The sequence below is a fragment of the Cupriavidus sp. D39 genome, assembly GCF_026627925.1.
GTDB classification, from domain to species: Bacteria; Pseudomonadota; Gammaproteobacteria; order Burkholderiales; family Burkholderiaceae; genus Cupriavidus; species Cupriavidus ulmosensis.
On the sequence record NZ_JAPNLE010000001.1, the window covers coordinates 265,639 to 284,060 of the forward strand.

General features: G+C 64.0%; 18 protein-coding genes and 3 pseudogenes. 19 read left to right on the plus strand and 2 right to left on the minus strand.

All coding sequences use genetic code 11. The features are described from left to right. The gene (locus OMK73_RS01335) at positions 1 to 1,053 is read right to left on the minus strand and encodes a CpaF family protein (RefSeq protein ID WP_267600699.1); all 1,053 of its coding nucleotides are present in this window, start codon (positions 1,051 to 1,053) and stop codon (positions 1 to 3) included. A gap of 481 nt (positions 1,054 to 1,534) precedes the next feature. Here OMK73_RS01335 and OMK73_RS38020 point away from each other — a divergent pair, with 481 nt between their 5' ends. The 10 genes and pseudogenes from OMK73_RS38020 (at position 1,535) to OMK73_RS01380 (ending at position 7,448) form a co-directional block, all read left to right on the plus strand. After that, complete coding sequence (locus OMK73_RS38020) at positions 1,535 to 1,813, plus strand: VirB8/TrbF family protein (protein ID WP_324291635.1); 279 nt, start codon at positions 1,535 to 1,537, stop codon at positions 1,811 to 1,813. Between the two features lie 34 nt (positions 1,814 to 1,847). Continuing rightward, positions 1,848 to 2,186: a type IV secretion system protein gene (locus OMK73_RS38025; protein ID WP_324291636.1), complete on the plus strand. Its 339-nt coding sequence runs from the start codon at positions 1,848 to 1,850 to the stop codon at positions 2,184 to 2,186. 17 nt (positions 2,187 to 2,203) lie between these two features. Beyond that, positions 2,204 to 3,082 carry a TrbG/VirB9 family P-type conjugative transfer protein gene (locus tag OMK73_RS01345; RefSeq protein WP_267600360.1) on the plus strand — a complete coding sequence of 293 codons (879 nt, stop codon included), beginning with the start codon at positions 2,204 to 2,206 and terminating at the stop codon, positions 3,080 to 3,082. Positions 3,083 to 3,093: 11 nt separating this feature from the next. Continuing rightward, positions 3,094 to 3,597: a hypothetical protein gene (locus OMK73_RS01350; protein WP_267600361.1), complete on the plus strand. Its 504-nt coding sequence runs from the start codon at positions 3,094 to 3,096 to the stop codon at positions 3,595 to 3,597. Positions 3,598 to 3,684: 87 nt separating this feature from the next. Next, a complete protein-coding gene (locus OMK73_RS01355; protein WP_267600362.1) occupies positions 3,685 to 4,329 on the plus strand; it encodes a TrbI/VirB10 family protein in 645 nt (214 codons plus the stop codon). A 26-nt stretch (positions 4,330 to 4,355) separates the two neighbouring features. Beyond that, positions 4,356 to 5,142: pseudogene (locus tag OMK73_RS01360) on the plus strand (lytic transglycosylase). Positions 5,143 to 5,532: 390 nt separating this feature from the next. Continuing rightward, a complete protein-coding gene (locus OMK73_RS01365; RefSeq protein ID WP_267600363.1) occupies positions 5,533 to 5,853 on the plus strand; it encodes a hypothetical protein in 321 nt (106 codons plus the stop codon). 92 nt (positions 5,854 to 5,945) lie between these two features. Further along, positions 5,946 to 6,371, plus strand: a complete 426-nt coding sequence (locus tag OMK73_RS01370; RefSeq protein ID WP_267600364.1) for a hypothetical protein — start codon at positions 5,946 to 5,948, stop codon at positions 6,369 to 6,371. Then, a complete protein-coding gene (locus OMK73_RS01375) occupies positions 6,368 to 6,826 on the plus strand; it encodes a lytic transglycosylase domain-containing protein (protein ID WP_267600365.1) in 459 nt (152 codons plus the stop codon). The genes OMK73_RS01370 and OMK73_RS01375 overlap by 4 nt, the downstream gene beginning before the upstream one ends. Positions 6,827 to 6,842: 16 nt before the next feature. Further along, positions 6,843 to 7,448 carry a toxin co-regulated pilus biosynthesis Q family protein gene (locus tag OMK73_RS01380; RefSeq protein WP_267600366.1) on the plus strand — a complete coding sequence of 202 codons (606 nt, stop codon included), beginning with the start codon at positions 6,843 to 6,845 and terminating at the stop codon, positions 7,446 to 7,448. Between the two features lie 146 nt (positions 7,449 to 7,594). Here OMK73_RS01380 and OMK73_RS01385 read toward each other — a convergent pair whose 3' ends face one another. Then, on the minus strand, positions 7,595 to 7,903 hold the full coding sequence (locus tag OMK73_RS01385) for a hypothetical protein (protein WP_267600367.1): 309 nt from the start codon (positions 7,901 to 7,903) through the stop codon (positions 7,595 to 7,597). A gap of 19 nt (positions 7,904 to 7,922) precedes the next feature. Here OMK73_RS01385 and OMK73_RS01390 point away from each other — a divergent pair, with 19 nt between their 5' ends. The 9 genes and pseudogenes from OMK73_RS01390 to OMK73_RS01430 all read left to right on the plus strand — a co-directional run bounded on the left by OMK73_RS01390 (position 7,923) and on the right by OMK73_RS01430 (position 18,380). Beyond that, the gene (locus OMK73_RS01390) at positions 7,923 to 9,254 is read left to right on the plus strand and encodes a protein PilN (RefSeq protein ID WP_267600368.1); all 1,332 of its coding nucleotides are present in this window, start codon (positions 7,923 to 7,925) and stop codon (positions 9,252 to 9,254) included. After that, the gene (locus OMK73_RS01395; protein WP_267600369.1) at positions 9,251 to 9,880 is read left to right on the plus strand and encodes a hypothetical protein; all 630 of its coding nucleotides are present in this window, start codon (positions 9,251 to 9,253) and stop codon (positions 9,878 to 9,880) included. Before OMK73_RS01390 ends, OMK73_RS01395 begins: the two co-directional genes overlap by 4 nt. After that, positions 9,861 to 10,295, plus strand: coding sequence for a hypothetical protein (locus OMK73_RS01400; RefSeq protein WP_267600370.1), 435 nt, complete (start codon positions 9,861 to 9,863; stop codon positions 10,293 to 10,295). Before OMK73_RS01395 ends, OMK73_RS01400 begins: the two co-directional genes overlap by 20 nt. Then, entirely contained in the window at positions 10,262 to 10,594 is a 333-nt protein-coding gene (locus OMK73_RS01405; RefSeq protein WP_267600371.1) for a hypothetical protein, read from the plus strand. The genes OMK73_RS01400 and OMK73_RS01405 overlap by 34 nt, the downstream gene beginning before the upstream one ends. Before the next feature lie 14 nt (positions 10,595 to 10,608). Beyond that, positions 10,609 to 11,244, plus strand: a complete 636-nt coding sequence (locus OMK73_RS01410; RefSeq protein WP_267600372.1) for a hypothetical protein — start codon at positions 10,609 to 10,611, stop codon at positions 11,242 to 11,244. 11 nt (positions 11,245 to 11,255) lie between these two features. Beyond that, positions 11,256 to 13,088, plus strand: a complete 1,833-nt coding sequence (locus tag OMK73_RS01415; protein WP_267600373.1) for an ATPase, T2SS/T4P/T4SS family — start codon at positions 11,256 to 11,258, stop codon at positions 13,086 to 13,088. Between the two features lie 1,138 nt (positions 13,089 to 14,226). Beyond that, a pseudogene (locus OMK73_RS38660) lies at positions 14,227 to 15,384 on the plus strand (metallophosphoesterase family protein); the annotation flags it as partial. A 160-nt stretch (positions 15,385 to 15,544) separates the two neighbouring features. After that, positions 15,545 to 16,072 (plus strand): hypothetical protein, encoded by a 528-nt coding sequence (locus tag OMK73_RS01425; protein WP_267600374.1) that lies wholly within the window; start codon positions 15,545 to 15,547, stop codon positions 16,070 to 16,072. Continuing rightward, positions 16,060 to 18,380: pseudogene (locus tag OMK73_RS01430) on the plus strand (SMC family ATPase). Before OMK73_RS01425 ends, OMK73_RS01430 begins: the two are co-directional and overlap by 13 nt. The last annotated feature ends 42 nt before the right edge of the window (positions 18,381 to 18,422 follow it).

Sequence of the window (18,422 nt, forward strand, 5' to 3'; positions counted from 1 at the left end):
TTAAAAGACCCGTTTGAGAACGTAGTTGCTGTCGTCGAAGCCCTGGATCTCCAGAACTTCGGATAGGTGACGCAGCTCGCCGGTACGGCGCATGTGGACCACGTAGTGGAAGCACTCGGCGATGAGCTTGCGCATATCGTTCAGTTCCCAGCGGGACCCTGGCGGAATGCCTAGCATTGCCATGCCCTCCAGACGGGAGAGCGCCGAGCGGGCCGTGCTCGCGTGCAGGGAGCCCATGCCACCATCGTGGCCGGTGTTCAGTGCCTGGATGAAGTCGAACGCCTCGCCGCCTCGAACTTCGCCGACAAGGATGCGGTCTGGCCGGAACCGCAGGCTAAGCGCGACCAGCATTTGAGTCGTGACCTGCTTGTCGGTATTGCTGAGAAGACGTACCACGTTGGGAACGCTCGGCTTGAGCTCTTGCGTATCCTCAATGGTGATGACGCGTTCGGTGTCAGGAATCTCCCCGACCAGGGCGTTGAGAAGCGTGGTCTTGCCTGAGGACGTGCCGCCGGCGACGAGGATGCTCTTTCGCTGTCGCACCAAGCCTGCCAGTGCATGCATGACTTCGTCGTCCACCGCGTTTGGCGGGAAGATCGGGGCTTCGGCTTCGCGGCTCTTTGCGACCGCAGCGGAGAAGGCGCCCATCTTGACGTAGTCGGCCAGGGTCAGATTTGTGTCGCGGTGCCTACGGATGCTCAGTGCGTGGCCGTCGATCGCCGTCGGTCGCATCACGGCTGCGATGCGCAAGCCTTGATGACCGGCATTGATGATCCCTTGGTGCGTTCCTCTGACTGCGGACTTTTGCACGGACGACGCAAGCGATCGAACCGCGCCTTCGACCATGGCAGGATCGAGCCTGATGTCTAGTTTGAGCAGCTGGCCCTTGCGCTCAATCCATATGCTGTCGTGGCGGTTGATCATCACCTCCGCCACCTCGGATGACTCCATGTAGGGCCGAACGGGGGAGAGCGACTCGAAGAACATGCCGACGGCACTGTCTTCCAGTTGGCTGAGTTGTAGCGCGGGGTGGTCGAAGGCATGTGTAGACATGCCCGCTATTGTTGATTCGGTACCGTGTTGGCTGATCGTCGAAAGCTCTACGATTTTCGCGAGTTTTCTCAGAATATCGAACAGGACGGCTGAGCCGCGTCCGGTTGCGTGAGAGGCCACGGCTCCGGCCGCACGGCTTCACAACGTCTGACGGGACCGCGAACCCCGGCGTCCCGGTTGCGTTTCAGGATTGCCGTTAATCATGATTCACAGTATTCCCCAGAAAGCTCACACAAACAGGTCGCCTTTCTGGTCTTTCCTGATTGGTTGTGCCGGGAGTATCCGGATTGGCGAAGGCGAAGGACAGCGCGACGCAGGCACGGAAATGGAATTACCCCGAAAGCTGTTGAATATCACATAGCTTTTGACGGTCGGAGGGGTGGCAATTGCTGGTTCAATTAGCGGCATCCAATAGGACGCCTCATGCGACTGCTTTCCCGAAAGATCCGATTCCAAAACCGCACTGTCCCCGGCCCCCGGCATGTACGCCGGAGAGAGCGGCGATCAGGTGATCTTCGACCGTACGACGCGACTTTCTGTCGAGCGCAATCATTGGAAGCTTGCCACGTTGGGACTGGTGGTGGTCGCTTTGGCCGCGATCCTGACCCGCCAGCCGCCCGATCCGCAGGTGCGCGCATTCGGTGTCTCCGCGGACGCCGGTGGAAAGCCGGTCGTGCGTGAGCTGGAGGCATACCAGCCCAGCAACGTTGCGATCCAAGCTGCATTCAAGGACTCTGGTGGTGCGGTGGTTCACGATTGAGCCGATTCTGACGGAGAAGATAGAGGACTCGCGGATGTCGAAGAACCTCCGTTCGGTCAAAGAGCAAATGATCGGTGCAGCGCGGGGCCAATTCGATGACTGGGTCGTCGACGATGAGCCCGCTAAGGCTGTAAGTGCATCCCCTGGCCTGACGCGTGAGCCAAAGGTGACGAACGTCTCGGTACTGCCAGACAGCACGGTAGTGGTCGACTTTGTTGCGACCACGGTGGAAGAGGGACGCAAGCCCAAGCCCACCCGTTATGCACTGACCGTGCGTTACCAGATCAAGCCTCCCACGGGCGAAGCCGTTCTCGGCCCGAATCCTTTCGGCGTGCACCCGGTCTTCTTTACGCTTCAGAAGTCCGGCGCCTGAACATCATGGACTACTTAATGCGTAACCGTCTCTCGTCGCTGGCCATCGCCGGCAGCATTGCTCTTGTTCTCTCGTCACCGTTGGGCTTCGCAGCCGACAAGGTGGCTCGCAAAGGCCCTGGTGGCGTGCCGCCGATCGGCGTTGGCGACATCGGCGATGCGATGAATCCGTTCAATCCATTGAACGGCGGTGCCGATCCGGTCGCCCTGCCGGCGGACTCGCGTCTCGTGGTCTTCACCTACAGCCAGGACCAGATCTTCCGCGTACTGTCGGCGCCGCTCAAGACGACGACAATCGAGTTTCCCTCGGGGGAGACGATCGCCTCTGAGCCGGCCTGGGGTGAGAACGTCCGGTGGAGCTACGACACCGATGGCATTAACCATATCTATCTGCGGCCGCACGCGCCGGGCCTGGTCAATACGCTCTCGGTGAACACGAACAAGCGTAGCTACGAGTTCACTCTGGTGTCGTCGCCACTGGGCGGCATGTTCTATCAGAAGGTCAGATTCAACGTGCCCGAGCCAATGATGCCGAAGGTGAAGGCGCGGGGCGGAGATGCGGCAGCGATCGGCGGCGCCGAGCCGGATCAGGCTGCGCAGCCTGCGGTGGGTGTATCGCCCGACAAACTGAATTTCGAGTACTCGGTGGGCGGCAGCGCCGACTTTCGTCCGGACCAGGTCTTCGACGACGGCAAGGCGATATGGATGCGCATACCTAAGGGCGCTGACTGGCCCGTCGCGCTAGTGAAGGACGGAAGCGACTTTGTTGTGGCGAACTTTATCCGCCGTGGTGAGTTCCTGGTGCTGCAGCGTCTCGCCGAGAACGTGGTACTGCGCTCCGGCAATGCTGAGGTCACCGTGCAACGCGGCCGCCGTCGGCTGCTCGGTCTGTTCTGAAGGGGGCAAAGGTGAAGAAGACGCAGGTCGAGGACGTGACTGACGCGCAAGCTCGCGCCACCAAGGGGAAGCTTCCTCGCAATATCGTCTATTCCCTCGCAACTGTTGCCGCGGTTGATCGTTGGCGCGCTGGGGTACTACTATCAGAGCCGCAGCCATGCGGAAATGAAAGAGAAGGCGGAAGAGCAGAAAGCCGCTCGGTTGCGAGACCGCACCTCTGCGTCCAAGAACAAGGCAACAGCCTTGACCAGGAAATCCGCAAACAGCAGGAAGAGGCTCGCGCCGAGGCTGCGCGCCAGAAGGCGCTTGCCGGCAAACAGACACGAATCGGCAGGCAAGGCGCCTGTGCTGACGGCACAGGACTTTCGGTGGCAGTGCCCAGAGTCAGGGCGGAGAGGATCTTGTCCAGGAAGAACAAGGAAGACACGCTCTTCACCGCGCCGATCTTCAAAAGCGCTGGCCAGCTGAAGACTGCGCGCGCATCGAGGCAGCATGAATCCATCGGGCTTGCCTGATCCCGCGCAGATGCGCGCAATGCAACAGGCAGCTGCGGCGGGCGCTGGCGGCCTTGGCGTGCCGGCGGGTCAGGAAGCGCCGCGTCGGTGTCTAGCGATCGTCAGTTCCTGAACGAGACGTCGGCGACCCGAACCCTGCGCACCAGCTTCTCAGGCGTGCTGCCGAAGTGCACGCTGAGCCGTGGGTTCGTGATCCCGGCTACCTTCGTTGGCGGGAATAACTCGGACAAGCCAGGTGAGTTCCGCGCGACAGTGGATCAGGACGTGTACGACACGGTGGACGGGACTTGCAAGGTGATCCCGGCTGGCACGACAATGGTCGGTGCGTATAGCCCCGACATTTCCATCGGGCAGGAACGCTTGCTTGCGGCATTCATCCGGATGCAGATGCCCAGCGGAAAAGTGGTGCCGCTCCTGGGCATGCAGGGGGCCGATACCAACGGCTACGCGGGCATCAGCGGCGACGTCGACAACCACTTCTTCAAGATCTTCTCGGGTGCCGTGATCATCGGCTTCCTGGAGCAGCGATTCAACAACACGGCGACAGCGACCACGGCAACGCCGGGCGGGCTGACCACCTACGGCAACACCGCGGGCCAGGTCGCGGCGCAGACGGCACAGACCATTCTCAACCGCAATCAGAACATCCGGCCGACCATCACCACCAAGCCGGGCCAGAAGATGCTGGTGCAGGTCAAGCACGACATGGTTTTGGAGGCCTACCGTGATTGAACGCGCATGCGTCCTCGCGGCGGCGCTTGCGATGGCGCCTGCCATCGCCGCACGCGGCGACAATCGAGGCGGTTCTCAGCCCGACCGCAGTGATCGTGCGTGCTGATGGTGCTGCGCGGCTGCTTAGTCTCGGTGGTAAGCCCGTTCTGTACTGCGGGCTGGAGCGTTTCCAAGGCTGGTCGGCCCAGCTGATCGGTGCGCAGATCGAGGCGGGCGGCGCGCAGGGCCCGGAGATTGTCTGGGCAGGGCAGACGACGCCTCTTGCAAGCGTGTTTGCCGGTGAGGGTTGGCTGCGATCGACAGAGCTGACCGATGCCGCGCAAGAGGCGATGGTCGAGCGTCGTGGCGGCTGGGCTTGCGCACCGAAGGCTGCGCCCTTTGCGGCCATGAGCCGTCGCGTGGACCCGCTGATTCTGGCGGGCATCGCCATGAACGAGTCTGCCTATCGCGGCCGGCCCTGGCCCTGGACGCTCAACGTTGCCGGGCGCGGCATGTTCTTCGCCACGCGCGAGGATGCGCACGCTGACGGTCAACCGGTTGCTCGCCGCCCGGCGATGCGACTTCGACGTAGGGATTATGCAAATCAACTGGTGCTATCACGGCCAACGCTTCGCGTCGCCCTGGGAGGCGCTGGCGCCAGCGACCAACATCCGCGTGGCGGAGACGATCCTGATGGAGAACCTGCAACGGAGCGGCTCCGCGATGAAGGCCGTCGCCTGGTACCACAGCGCCGATCCGAGCCGCGGTGGCGCCTACTTTGCTCGCTTCATGACTCACTTCAAGCAACTCGATCCGGCGACCCTTACCCAATGACCAAGTCCCTTATTTTCGCCGCCGCGCTGCTGCTTTGCGGAACCGTTGCCGCAGCGCCCACCGATCCGTTCGATTTCGATTATCAGGTAGTGGCGGCTTCGGCCGCCCGGCCGGCCATGATCTTCAACGACGGCAGCAGCACCTACATCCAACCGCGCCCTGGGCAACAGGTCGTCGCGGAAGGGGGCCAGTCTTCCGGTCCGTATGTGGTACTCGATGGGGTGCCCGAGGTGGTGCGCTACACGGTGAACGGGAGCGCGGTGACGGCGCGTTGGACGCGGGCCCACGGATTCACCGGCGAACCGGCGAATCCGACTGGCGACCTGCCGCGCGCCTTCACCGGATTCAGTGGCCGGCTGGCGATGATCGGCGGCCACAACGGCCTCGCGCTTGGTGCGCCAGAGCGATGCCACCCTGGCGCTGGCGCCGATGATCAAGACCATTGCGCCGACCGGCTGGACCGGGACCGCGCAGAAGGACATCGCGCTCAGCGAGGAACTTCGCTTTGCGACCCGTGCCGGCGAGAACTGGATGCAGGCGCTCGAGCGCCTGTTGGCACAGCGCGGCCTGTATGCGGAAGTGGATTTCGACCGCAAGAACATCGCGCTGCGGGCCACGCCGCCCAAGTCTCTGGAGATCGCCGGTTCCGGTGCAATAGCGGCGGCAGCGCCAGCGGCTAGCGGCCGGCACCGGCGCCCGAGCTCGCCCTAGCGGCCTCCGACGCCAGCGAGGCCGATGGCTCTGCGCTTAACGCCGCCTTTAACGCGGAGGCCATTCGCGACAACAGGGCCGGTCGCATTGAGATGCGCTTCCCGGCGAAGCCGACGAACCTGCTGGTGCAGGGTGAGGGCGGGCGCGAGATCGATACCGATTGGAATGAAGCCGAGAAGGTGTTGTCCTTCCGCACCGCCGACCGGTTCACTGTGCGTGGTGGGGGCAAGGCTGTTGAGGTCGCAAGGGTGCCCGGCATTGCCTATCAATTCCCCCGCGATAACGCGGTTGGCTTGGAACGCGTCTTCGAGAAGGACGGGGCCACCTACCTGAGTTTCCGCCAATCGTTGATCGCGGTGTCGGTGCGGGATGAGGCCAACCAGTCGAATGGTGAGCACAAGGACCGGTACTACAAATACAACGGCATCAGCGCTCGTCTGATGGTGACGGCTGACGGCAAGACGGTCAACGTGACCCGCCAGCCAGAAGTCCGTTTCTATGAGCGGGCGGCGTCATGACGCGTCTGCTCAAGCGGGTGTCGCCGCTGGTGGCTCTGGTGCTCTCCCTCTGTGGACCGAGCTTCGGCTGGGCGGACTGCCTGGACGATGCCGCTGCGTTCCACCATGTGAGTCCGGTGTTACTGCGCGGCATCGCGCAGCACGAGTCTGGGATGCGGGCCGATGCCATCAATCGCAACACCAACGGCAGCGAGGATATCGGTCTGATGCAAATCAACACGGTGCATCTGCCAAGGCTCGCCCGATTCGGCATCACCCGCCAGTCGCTGTTCGAGCCTTGCACGAATGCCTATATCGGCGCGTGGATTCTGCGAGAGAACCTGGATCGATACGGGCCAACTTGGGATGCGGTGGGAGCCTACAACGCGGCCTCACCGGATAAGCGTCTCAAGTACATCAACCGTATCTACAGCACGCTCCAGCGCGCAGCACCGGCCAACCAAGCCACTAGATAACCGAAGGTAACAAGTCATGCTTCCTATTGATCAGATGCGCCGGTTGAGCCGGACTGTTCTTGCCGTGAGCGCGTTGTACGTGTGTCTCGGTGCCCATGCGGCCGTGCCGTCCGCGACGCCGTTCGGCATTGAACCGACAGGCAACTTCGAGCCCGCGGCGCCGCTCAAGGGCGATGGCTGGCAGCGTCTCGCTGCAAACACGAAGGCGAAGTCCTCCAAGGCGGCGGGGCCGGCGGTGCCCGCCGCTAGCGATATCGCCCCCGCGTCGGGTCCGCCTGTTTTGGCCACGTCGCAAGTCGGTGCGGCGTCGGCAGGGGCTGCAACTGTCGTGGCGAGCAACGCTGCGGCGCCTGCCGCCTGGACCGTGTCGGCGACGGACGGGAACTACCGGCAGCTGATCGAGGCGTGGGCTACCCGTGCAGGGTGGACGGCCGCACCGTGGGAACTCGATAAGGATCTTCCGATTGTGGGGAACGACTCGTTCCAAGGTGACTTTAAGGCAGCGGTGCGTCACGTCTTGGAGGCGACCGAACTCACCGACTACAAAGTGAAGCCGTGCTTCCACTCCAACAACATGGTGCGCGTAGTGAAGCTGACCACCAAGTGCGACCTGACTCAGTAAGGCCAGAATGCAAATGAACCGAATCTTTCGACCCACCGCCGTCGCCTTGCTCGTATGTTCGACACTGGCCGGTTGCGTCTCGCCGCGCCTGCTCGAGGATACCAGGCAGGCTGCCGAGGACACCCGGGCCCAAGGCGATGCAATGACTAGTCGCGCTCTATGCCCGGATGCGCCGCGACCGCGCCGCCGTTGAGGCTGAACAGGAAGTGTCCAAGCCTTTCCTCGTGGGCAGGGCGGTTCCCACAGCGCGAAACGTCACCCTCCCGCTCGCGTTGCGCAACAACGTCGACACATGGGTGATCTTTCCCGAGCGCGTCACGCCGCTGGCGGTAGCCGGGCAGCGCATCACGATGGCGACCGGGATCCCGGTGAAGGTCGAATCGGATGTCTATCTCCCGGCAAGCATGTTGCTGCCGCGCAGCATGATGTCGCAGGCCGGGCAGCTTGTCGCGCAATCAGCAGGCCGGGGGCGCGATGCCGCAGGCGATGCCCGTGCTGGGCCAGGCACCTGCCCTTGGTGCTCCGCTTCCGACCGGCCTGTTGGGCGGCACTCCCAGCATGGCTCAAGTGACACCGCTGGTGGAAAGCGCGTTGAACGTTGAATTCAAGAACAGCGAGAAAATGCCGCTCGCCAACATGCTCGATCTGATTGCGACGCGCCTGGGCATCAATTGGGAATACAGCGCCTCCAAGGGCGTGATCCGCTTCTACCGCCTTACTACCAAGACCTGGCAGTTGCCGATGAAGTCGGGCACCAGTTCATTTACCACGGAGTTCAAGGAAAGCGCCCGCGGCGCGAGCGGTAGTTCTGGGGGTAGCGCCGGGCAGACAGCGAAGATTGACGGTGCGGTGAAGTCGGAGAGCAAGGACATTGATGACCTGGACGGTATCAAGAAGAGCATCGTGCCAGCCATGTCGATGGTGGGCAGCGCCGAGATCAACCCAGCCACCGGCATTCTGACGCTGCGTGATACGAAAGAAGCCGTCGACGCGGCCGACGAAATCGTGCGTCGCCAGATCGCTATCTATTCGCGGATGGTCTACCTGAAGTTCCAGACGGTCGATTTCACGATCACCGACAACGGCGAGGCTGGGATGGACTGGAATGCCGTGCTCACCAAGGCGCTGGACCGTGTGCCGGGCTTCACCTTCAGTGCGCTTTCGCCAGCGTCGCTGGTTTCGTCCAGTGCCGGCAGCTTTGGCCTTGGGATCACCTCGGGCGGATGGAATGGCACGCAGGCGATCGTGACTGCGCTGAAGCAGTACGGCACTGTTACGACGTCCGTTGCTGTTCCGCTGGCGATGCGTAACCGCCACGCAGCGCAGTACAACAACCGTCGCGAGTTTGCCTATGTGTCGGCCACCACGCCGGCGGCATCGACAGTTGGCGGGACCGGCGGTACACCGGGCATCACCACGTCCACGGGTACCGTCGGCTTCAAGCTCACGGTGTTTCCGGATGCGACTTCACGCGACGACGTCAACCTGACGTTGGCATTCGACCAGTCGGCCCTCGACGGCCCGATCCAGACGTTCACCTCGGGCAGCGGCGTGAATCAGCAGTCCGTGCAAGTGCCAAAGACGATTGCCAAGGGCATTCCGGCGCAGGACTTGATTGTGCGCAACGGGCAGACGGTGATCGTGACCGCGTTCGATCAGACGGATACGCAGATGACGCACCGCACACTCGCGGACTTGCTCCCGACGATCGCCGGCGGCTCGCTCACCGCGACGAAGTCCCGCACCCTGACGTTGGTCTTGGCCACCGTGATGATTGAAGATCAGGGCGAGGCCCCAGCGCAATGATTCTCGACATCCACGGCAAAAAGCTGGTTTTCGGCATGCAGTGGCGCACGCTGACCGGCAGCGGTGCGCCCGCGACGCTGGCGGCCAATATTGCGCGGGAGGTTAAGGCCACGCGTATCTGGCACGAGGATCAGTCGCTTCACATGGGCTATCTGGACGCCGCTGACGGCCAGGCCAAGATCAAGGACAAGCTGTACTCAGGGGCTGCCACGCTGGCCCGCATCCCTGACGTCGTGCCCAATGCGTTCTTTGTGTTCCGCCTGGACGCGCCTGGCCAGCCACCGATCTATCTGGTCTGCGGCATCGTCAAAGGCCGCCCGCGCGTGGGCTTCGATCAGGTGGTGCACGACGAGAAGACGCTCGCCCAGCTTGCGGCCGAGTTCCCGACGAAGTGCGATGGTGACTTCAAGCTGGTGGGCAACGCGCCGGAACTGATGGCCCTGCTGCCGAACGATCGCCGGATTACCCACATTCCGTTCGCGCTGGAAGCCCTGGCCTCGCAAGCCGGCCCGGGGGCGCTGCTGAAGAAGCCGGGCGCCACCTCGCAGCGTAAGCGGCTGCTGCTGCTCGCGGTGCTCGCGCTGGTGGGCGCCGCCGGGTGGAAATATGGCAAGGGCGGAGTATGACGCTTACCAGCGCCGGTTGCATCCGCCGCCGCCCCAGAAGTCGCCCGCGGAGCGCTATGCCGAGGACCTGGCCCAACGGGCGGCGATGCCGGTCGCCCCGGCCGGCGCCGCGATGGCCGCATGGTATCGCTGGTTTGCCGATTCGGCGCCGTTGCAGATCGGGGGCTGGACGCTTACGACCATCGTTTGCCATGACGTGACCACGCCGGAGACACCGTGCGTGCTGACTTATGAGATTCAGCAGGGCGCCAAGGGCCTGACGAATCGGACGTTCCTGGACGCGCTGCCGGATCACTTTGGTGCACCGACTTTCCTGGCTGGCGACACCAAGGCCTCGGTGCCGGCGCAATTCCCCTGGGCGCCAGGACACCCCTTGCGACGGTGCTGGAGACGCTCCCCACGGCCATGGACCTGAGGGTTCACTTCGGGTCCCAGCTGCAGGCGCTATGGCCGGTCTCGGCCAAGGCGGAACTCAAGGAGGTGGCCATTTTTGGCACGGTGCCCGCGGAAGGGGCCACTTCCCTGGCGCATCCGGTTGTATCCGGTGCCTGGGAAATCACCGGTCCGCTACGCAACCTGAGTGAGTTCAAGGGGTTCGGCCCGCAGGTCGTGGTGAAGACCATTGAGCTGGCCGTGAACCTGAACGCGGTTCCTGACATTAAGCAATCGAAATTCATGTTGACGGTCAAGGGCGATGCCTTTGCGCGCAACTGAGAAGGAAGACTGAAATGCGTGCTTATCCGATGACATACCGCCGCGCGAGCGCGGCGCTGGTCGCTCTCCTTGCCTGCGGCGCGGCCGTTGCCGATGATGACCGGTCGCTCACCCAGAAGCTGATCGAGGCCGACGGCAAGGTTGCGCTGCAGAAACTCGAGCAGGACCTTGCCAAGACGGCGCCGCCCCCGGCCCTGTCTGCGGCCCCTGCTGGCGCCGCGACCGGCAAGGTACACGAGCGCTCCCCGCAGACGATCGCCCTTTATGGCGTCGATGGGCGCGCTGCCGGCGGCGCCGTGACCCTGCGCAGCTACGTGCGTTGGGGCGATCAGGTCTACCCTGCGCGGGTTGGCGCGAATTGGCGGGGCTTTACCGTTGCCGACATCACCGAGGCCGGCACGACGTTCGCGCGAGGCAAAACCAAGGTGTTTGCCCCGTTGGTGCAGGACGACGCGGCTGTACTGCTGGATTCCCGGCGGGACGGGGGTGCCGAGGCGGGGCAAGCCAGGCAAACCGCGCCGCTGCCGGCACCCGTTCCCGCCATGATGCCGGGGTTCCCGCCGCCCCAGACGCCTCTGCCGGCGCCGCAACTGCAGCCGACGATCTCGACGCCGCCGATGGCAGCGCCTGCGTCCGTGGCCCAACGGTGAGGGGCGCCGTGATGGGACTGTTCAGCAGGCGCGACCGCGCAGATGCCAACGTGGCCGGCGTAGGCGGTGTGACCGTCCTTACCGGCGCCGCGCCGGGCTTTGCCGCGCAGTCGCCTTCGAGGGAGCCGAGCTTAGGGGGCGCAGGTGCCCCCGTGGCCGCCACACCCCATGGGGCGGTGGAAGAAATTGGTACGGTGGACGACCTTCCCGTGTTTGTCAGGACGCTCTACGACGAACTCGACATGGCGCCCTCGCTGCGGCACGCCATTTGTCCAGTGCTGGTCGAGCCCGCCGCCGGGCCCGGCTCGCGTGGACAATTCGCGCTGGTGGTGTCCCGCGACATGGCCACGTCGGACGAGGCCGAGGAGATCATGCGGCAGGCGCGCCTGCTGTATGACCAGGCATCGCCCGCCACCCACGTCGCGGCCACGCAAGTCATGGTTGCCCTGTCCCGGGGCAGCGTTGATCCCCGAGGTGGCGTCGAGATCGATCACGCGCTCGGCCGCCGGCGCCCGGCAAGCGCCCTCTGGCACAACTTTGAGGCCGCGGCCCGCTTTGCGCTGCGCGAAAAGGCGTCCGACATCCATTGGGAGGTGGAGGACCAGGGCACGCATTCGCAGATCCGGTTCGCCATCGACGGCTATCTCGTTGCGCCCGCAGAGTTCCGGATGGAGACGGGGGTGATGCTCGATACCCTGTCCCATATCTGGCAGAAGGGCAAGGGCGGCTCGCAAGGGGTGTTCAGCCGGAGCCTGCCGCAACAGACCAGTATCCGCACCCGCATTGACGGTGAGGCTCTCGTGTTTCGCTGGGCCTCGATGCAGAGCGCAACGGGCCATGTGACCGTGATGCGGATGCACCGGGAAGAAGCGCAATCGCTGGAGGTGGATTTCGTCAAGGACCTGGGGTACTTCGAACAGCAGGCCCATCTGCTGGACCGAAACACGATGCACCTCGGTGGCGGCACTGTTCTCGTTGGCGTCGTTGGCTCGGGCAAGACCACCACGGCCCACGCGATCATGCAGCGACAGCCGGGGTGGATGAACAAGATGGCCATCGAGGATCCGGTGGAGCTGCTTGCCAAGGGCACGCACCACTTCTCCGTGTCGCGCACGCTCGACGGTGCGAACCGGGATGAAGATCCCTTTATCGCGGCCAAGCGCCAGATCAAGCGGATGAACCCGCATTTTGTGATGGTGGGGGAACTCCGTGACCACGAATCGGCGGGCCTGTTTCGGGACGTGGCGGGCGCGGGGCTGCGCGCGCTGACGACAGTCCACGCGCCGAGTGCGCTGACGGCGGCGGACCGGCTGTCGGACGGTGAACTGCGCATTCCACGCAGCGTCCTCGCCACGCCCGGTTTCATCAATCTGTACGTCTATCAGGCATTGATGCCGAAGACCTGCAGTTGTGGCCTCCGGCACACGGCGATGAAGGAGGCGATCGGCGCGAGAAAGCTGCAGCAGATTGAGCGCCTCTTCCGCTTCGATATCGAAGGCATCCGGCTGCGGAACCCGCAAGGGTGCGAGCTTTGCCAGCGTCCGAATCTGCCGGAGCTGAACGGCGCCCGCGGCAGGACCGTGGTGGCCGAGATGTTCGAGCCCGACGAGCAGGACCTGGCCTATATCCGCGACGCCAAGAACATCGAGTTGGCGGCTTACCAGCGCAGCAAGCGCCAGGTCGGCTTCGACGTGCCAGACAGCACCGGGAAAACCGTGTTCGAGGTCGCCATGTACAAGGTCTTTGCCGGCGTGGTGGACCCGCGTGAGGCGGAGCGTCTGTGCTCGCTCGACGCCTACGAAGCCAGACTTGCCCGCCAGCGTGCGCGCGGCGAAAAGCACTGAGGGGATCGGCATGTTCAACAAACTTGCACAGTGGCTGGTTGGGGTGGCCCAACGCAAGCTCGGTGGCCCGATGCTGAAGGCAGGCGATCAGGTCTTCATGGATCGCCTGTTCTGGGCCAAGTATCGCTTCCGCAGCATGCGAGCGACGTACTACGGCGATCTGGCGAAACGGATTCTTCATATGCCGGGGGAGCCGGTCTCCAACCATTTCGCCAAGGATGCGGCGCGACGCGTCGGCGAGCCGGTAGGGGTGCTCGCGGCACACTGGCTTGCGCGGTCCGAAGGGATCGACGGCCAGATGCAGCGCTCGCGTCTGACCGAGATCTTCCGGGGCACCGTGCCTGACGAGGACATTCCCATTCTTGCCGTCGCGGAAGAGGGTGGCGACATTCGGGAGGGCCTGGAGACGCTCTCGCGCAACCTTAGTGCCTTGGGCGAGGCGCGCGCTGGCATTGCCATGACGCTAGCCGGCGTGGTCATGACGGTGTTGATCCTGCACGCCTATCTCGGTGCCCTGGCCCTCCTGATCGGCCCGGCCATCGACAAGTCGTTCAGCGCGATGCTGGATGTGAGCCAGTACGGTCCCATTGCATCCACCTTCCATCACGCCTCGACCTTCTTGCGGCATTGGGGGTGGTTGCTCGTGTTGGCCGAAGTTGCCGCCGGCGTCTGGATTGTTCGGGCACTGACCCGCTATGTGGGGCGCTATCGCGGGTGGCTGGATCGACGGATGCTCGCGTTCGATTTCTTCCGCCGCTTTCAGAGCGCGCAGTTCCTGGCGGGGCTTTCCGCAGTGACCAAGAAGTTCGGTGGGGATGCACGCAACCTGTTGGACGGGCTGGTGCTGATGCGTGCCAATGCCTACCCGTACCTAGCGTATCACATCGAGCGCATCGAGCTCAACCTGGAGTATGCGCCCAACGAAGGCGGCAAGGTCTTCGACACCGGCCTATTCGACCGGGATACCAGCTACCGGATTCAGGACATCGCAGAGTACGAGAGCGACCTGTCGAAGATGCTGCATACCGTTTCGGAGGACTTGCTGAAGACCACTCCGCAGTTGATGCAGCAACGCGCGTCTCGTTTCAATCGGCGCGCAACGATCATCCTGATCGTGATCATCACCGCGCTGGCCTTTATGCCTGCCTTCATGGCGCAGGGGACTTTTAGTCATGAGCCGCCGGGCACGCTGGACCTGTTCCGCCTCATCGGGGCACGGTATCCGGTCTATGTCGCGGATCGCATCCACCAGGTGGCGCTGCGTGCGGGCGTCTTCATCCCGTCGGAGGGACCGCTGTTCAGCCGGCTCGAACTGGACCGGCTGGTGGCCGGCGGACTGCCGGACGTGGTCTTTACCTGCGTCCCGACGGTCAACAAGGCCATGCTGGCGTCGGTGGTCGGTGTTGCCGCGGCCGCTACGGCCCTGGGGGACCATTTATCTACGTTCCTGGTTGCCATCGGCGCCGTGAATCAACAGCTGCGTGGCTTCGGCATCCGGACGGTCGGTGTGTCCCATGGCACGGTGAATGGCTGTCTCACCGAGCACGGCGTGCCGATGGCAGGCTTCGATCACGAGTTCACGCTCGGATCCCTGTTCGCGGCGGAATGCGATGCCTTCCTACTGGGCCACATCCACCGCTGCCAGCAATGGGAGCGGGAGGGGCGAGTCGTCGCGTATCCGGGATCGATCGGACGCTTTCATTACGGAGAGGAAGGTGAGAAGTCCTACCTCCAATGGTCGGTGGCACCAGGCAATGCGGTGGCCACGCCGGTCGTGACGCCAGCTCGGGAAACGGTCTGCATCGACTTCAATGGTCCGCCTGACATGGACCAGCTTGCCTTGGCGGCCGCAACTGCCGACGACAAGTTCATCCGCATCCGGTGGACGATCGATGAAGAGCACCGTCAACTGGTGGATCGTGACGCAATCTGCGCGCTGTTCGGCGCAGCCGCCGAGCTGAAGCTGGAAGGCCGGGTCTTGCCAGCGGTACGAAGCCGTGCCGAGGGCATCAGCCGGGCTGCGACGCTGGCCGAGAAGGTGGAACGCTGGGGCGAGCTCGCCGCGGTTGATACCTCCCGTCTGTTGGACTATCTGCCCGTGCTGGAGAGCCTGGACGCTCAGGCCATCGTGGATCTGGAGCTTGCCGAACTGGCGGACGCGGTTGTGCCGGTGGTGAGCGCTGCTCCTGCCCCGGCGGGGCCGGCATTCGCACCGCCAGCGCCAGCACCTACGCTTGCTACCGCGCCAGCGCTCGATTGGCTGTCCGACGATCTGTTTGCCGGCGAGCCGGCCTAACCTTTGAGCATGCAAGCCATGTTCCGATAGCCCTACGGGGTTATCGAAACCCGGTTTTCCCCGCGTCTTTGACGCATCGACCCGCTGTATCCATCTTCTTCCCTTGACCCTGACGGGTGCTTCCCGTCAGGGGCGCACTCCGTCCCATTTGGAGTGCATCATGATTCTCTATCCTGCCGGCCCGGAATGGACCCATACGTTTGACGCTGCCATCGCCGCGTCGGAAATGGCCGCGCGTGTCACAAACGGCCACGGCTTCACACGCAGCACGCTGTTCCAGCCTTTCGGCGCGGGACGGGGTGCCGTGATTGCGCAGCGGGACCACATCCTGCTTATGGCATTGCATACCGACGGTGGCCACGGCTGGTTCTCTGTGGCACCGTCACTGGCGCTGCAGCAGCTGCTCTGGTCCCTGTCCAACGGGCTGACCAGCCAGTGGAGCGAGCGTGAGCTGAAGATCCTGACCGGCTGCCGCACTTGGCCGGAAGTAGCCAACCTGGTTGGCAAGCAGTACGCCGCCGCGGTAGGTTCGGTTGAGCGTGCGTTGCAGGGACTGCCGGAAGCGGAAACGCCACCGGTGTCCGCTCTGTTACCGGAAATGCCCGTGGATGAGTCCGGGTTGCTGGAATTGCCTGGCAACTACATGGCCTACATGCAGACCGATGAGGAGCTGTCATGCGCCCGCTGAAGCTGACCCTTTCGGGATTCCATGGAGTGCGCGACGGCATGCGCCGCGATAGCGTTACCCTGGACCTGAGCGACCTGCCAACCGGCTTGATCGCGTTGGTGGGCCCGAACGGGGCCGGCAAGACGACGCTGATGGACAACCTCCATCCGTACCCGATCATGCCCAGCCATGCCTCTAAGATGTCTGCGGACGCGTTTTCTTACTGGGACCATCTCTGCGCCCCGCGCGCTGAGAAGGAACTGGTCTGGGAGCACGGCGGCAAGACTTACCGGTCGGCATTCTCTTTCCGTAACTCTGGCAAGACGCGCAAGGCAGAGTACTACCTGTTCGAGCGCGACGCTGCTGGCAATGATGTGCCGCTCCGCTTGCCGGACGGGACTGTCTCCGATGGGAAGGCCGATACCTACAACCGTTGTCTGGAAGGGGTCATGGGTTCGCCCGAAGCGTTCTTCACGAGCGTGTTTTCTGCGCAGAACCGGCGTCCGCTGGCCAGCTACCAGACCGGCGAGATCAAGAAGCTGCTGGCCGAGCTGCTGGGCATCGAGCACCTTCGGGAGCTGTCGGCGAAGGCCGGCGAAGTGGCCAAGCTGCTTGGCCGCCATCTGGATGCCCTCCAAGGCGATGTGGTTGCCCTCATGGGCAAGCGCGATCGCGGTTCCGTGCTGGCCGGGGAGATTAGGCAGATCGGCGAACGCCTGGGTGCTGAGCGGGAAGCGCGGGAGCGCGAGACTGCCAACGGCGCCAGTTGCTGCAGGAACGGGCCACGCTGGCGGCCAAGCAGTCCGCCGGCGCCGCTGTCGAAGCCCGCTTGCGGGAGCTTGACGCAGCGCCAAAGCGAATTGACGTCGCGCGACCGCCAGCTGGTGGCCGATGACAAGGCTGCCGGCAGTCGCGCAGCCTCGCGCCGGCGCGAGCTGGATAGCCAGGTCATCGCCCGCACGGCGACGCTTGCCGATGGTGATGCGATCACTGCCGCGGTGGGTCGGCGCGATGCCGTGCAGATGGAGATCGGCCGCAGTCAGGCCGAGCTCACAAAGCTGCAGAAGTCGGTCACGGAGCTGGAAGCCGTACGACTGGCGCATGCATCCCTTTCCACTGAGCTGGCAGGCCTGGAAGCCCGCGGCGCCACCGAGGCGCAGCTGGCGAAGGGTCTCAAGGGGCAAGCGGTTGTCATTGGGACCGTGCCGTGTGCGGACCATCCCATGCATGCTGCGTGCCCGTTGCTGGGCCAGGCCCGCGACGCGAAAGCGAAGCTGGACCGCCAGGTGGTGCTGGTGACAGACCTTCGGAGCAGCTACCGCGCCAAGCTGGAGGCCAAGAAGCCAATGGATCTTGCCTTGGCCACCCTGGCTAGCGCCCGTGCCGCCCACACCACGCTGCAGGCCGGCATGGTGCAACAGGAGCGAGAGCTGCAGCGCCTGACGGCGCTGGCCGTCAAGCTGCCATTGCTGGAGGCCGCCCGGGAGGGCTTGGCCCAGGCAACACGTGATATTGCGACGCTGGCTGAAGAGGAAGCGGCGCGTCAGACCCGGCATGCCCGGGATCTGGCCGACGTGGAATCGCAGTCCGCTGCGGTGCAGCGGGAGTTGGCGACGCTGGCCACGGAAGACGTGACCGGCAAGCTGGCCCAGCTGGATCGCCAAGTGACTGCCAGCCGGGAGGCTGTTGCGGCCCTGGATGCCCGTGTCGAGGCGCTCATCCGCCAGCAAAGCACGCTGGCGGCGGAAGTGGAGCGGCTTGAGGCGGAGTTGGCAGGTCTGCCGGCGGCGCAGGGCAGGGCGCAAGCGCTGTCCGATCGCATTGCCGTATGGAAGCTGTTGGCGAAAGCCCTCGGCAATGATGGCGTCATCGCGCTATCCATCGATGACGCGGGTCCCGAGCTGACGCGGACCGTGAATGACCTGTTGCTGGCTTGTTACGGACCGCGATTCACTATCGCGATCCAGACGCAGACTGCGCTGGCCAATGGCGAGAAGCGCGAGGGGTTCGAAATCGCTGTGCAGGATGGCGATAGCGGCGAATCGAAAAGCTTCACTGTCATGTCTGGCGGCCAAAAGATCTGGATCAACGAGTGCCTGACCCGCGGCATTGCGCTCTACCGAGCGCGGGACACGGGGCAGGTCTTCCAGACCCTTTTACCGACGAGGCAGACGGGCCGTTGGACCCGGGTCGCAAACGCGCCTTCATGCAGATGAAGCGCGAAGTGCTTCGCCAGGGCGGGTATCAGCGTGAGTTCTTCATCTCGCACACCCCCGACTCAGTCGACGAGGCCGATGCAGTGATCGACGTGGCGGCCCTCGCGGCCTAAGCGCTTGTTTAACCCGATGGGGCATGCCCCATAGGGGCTGCT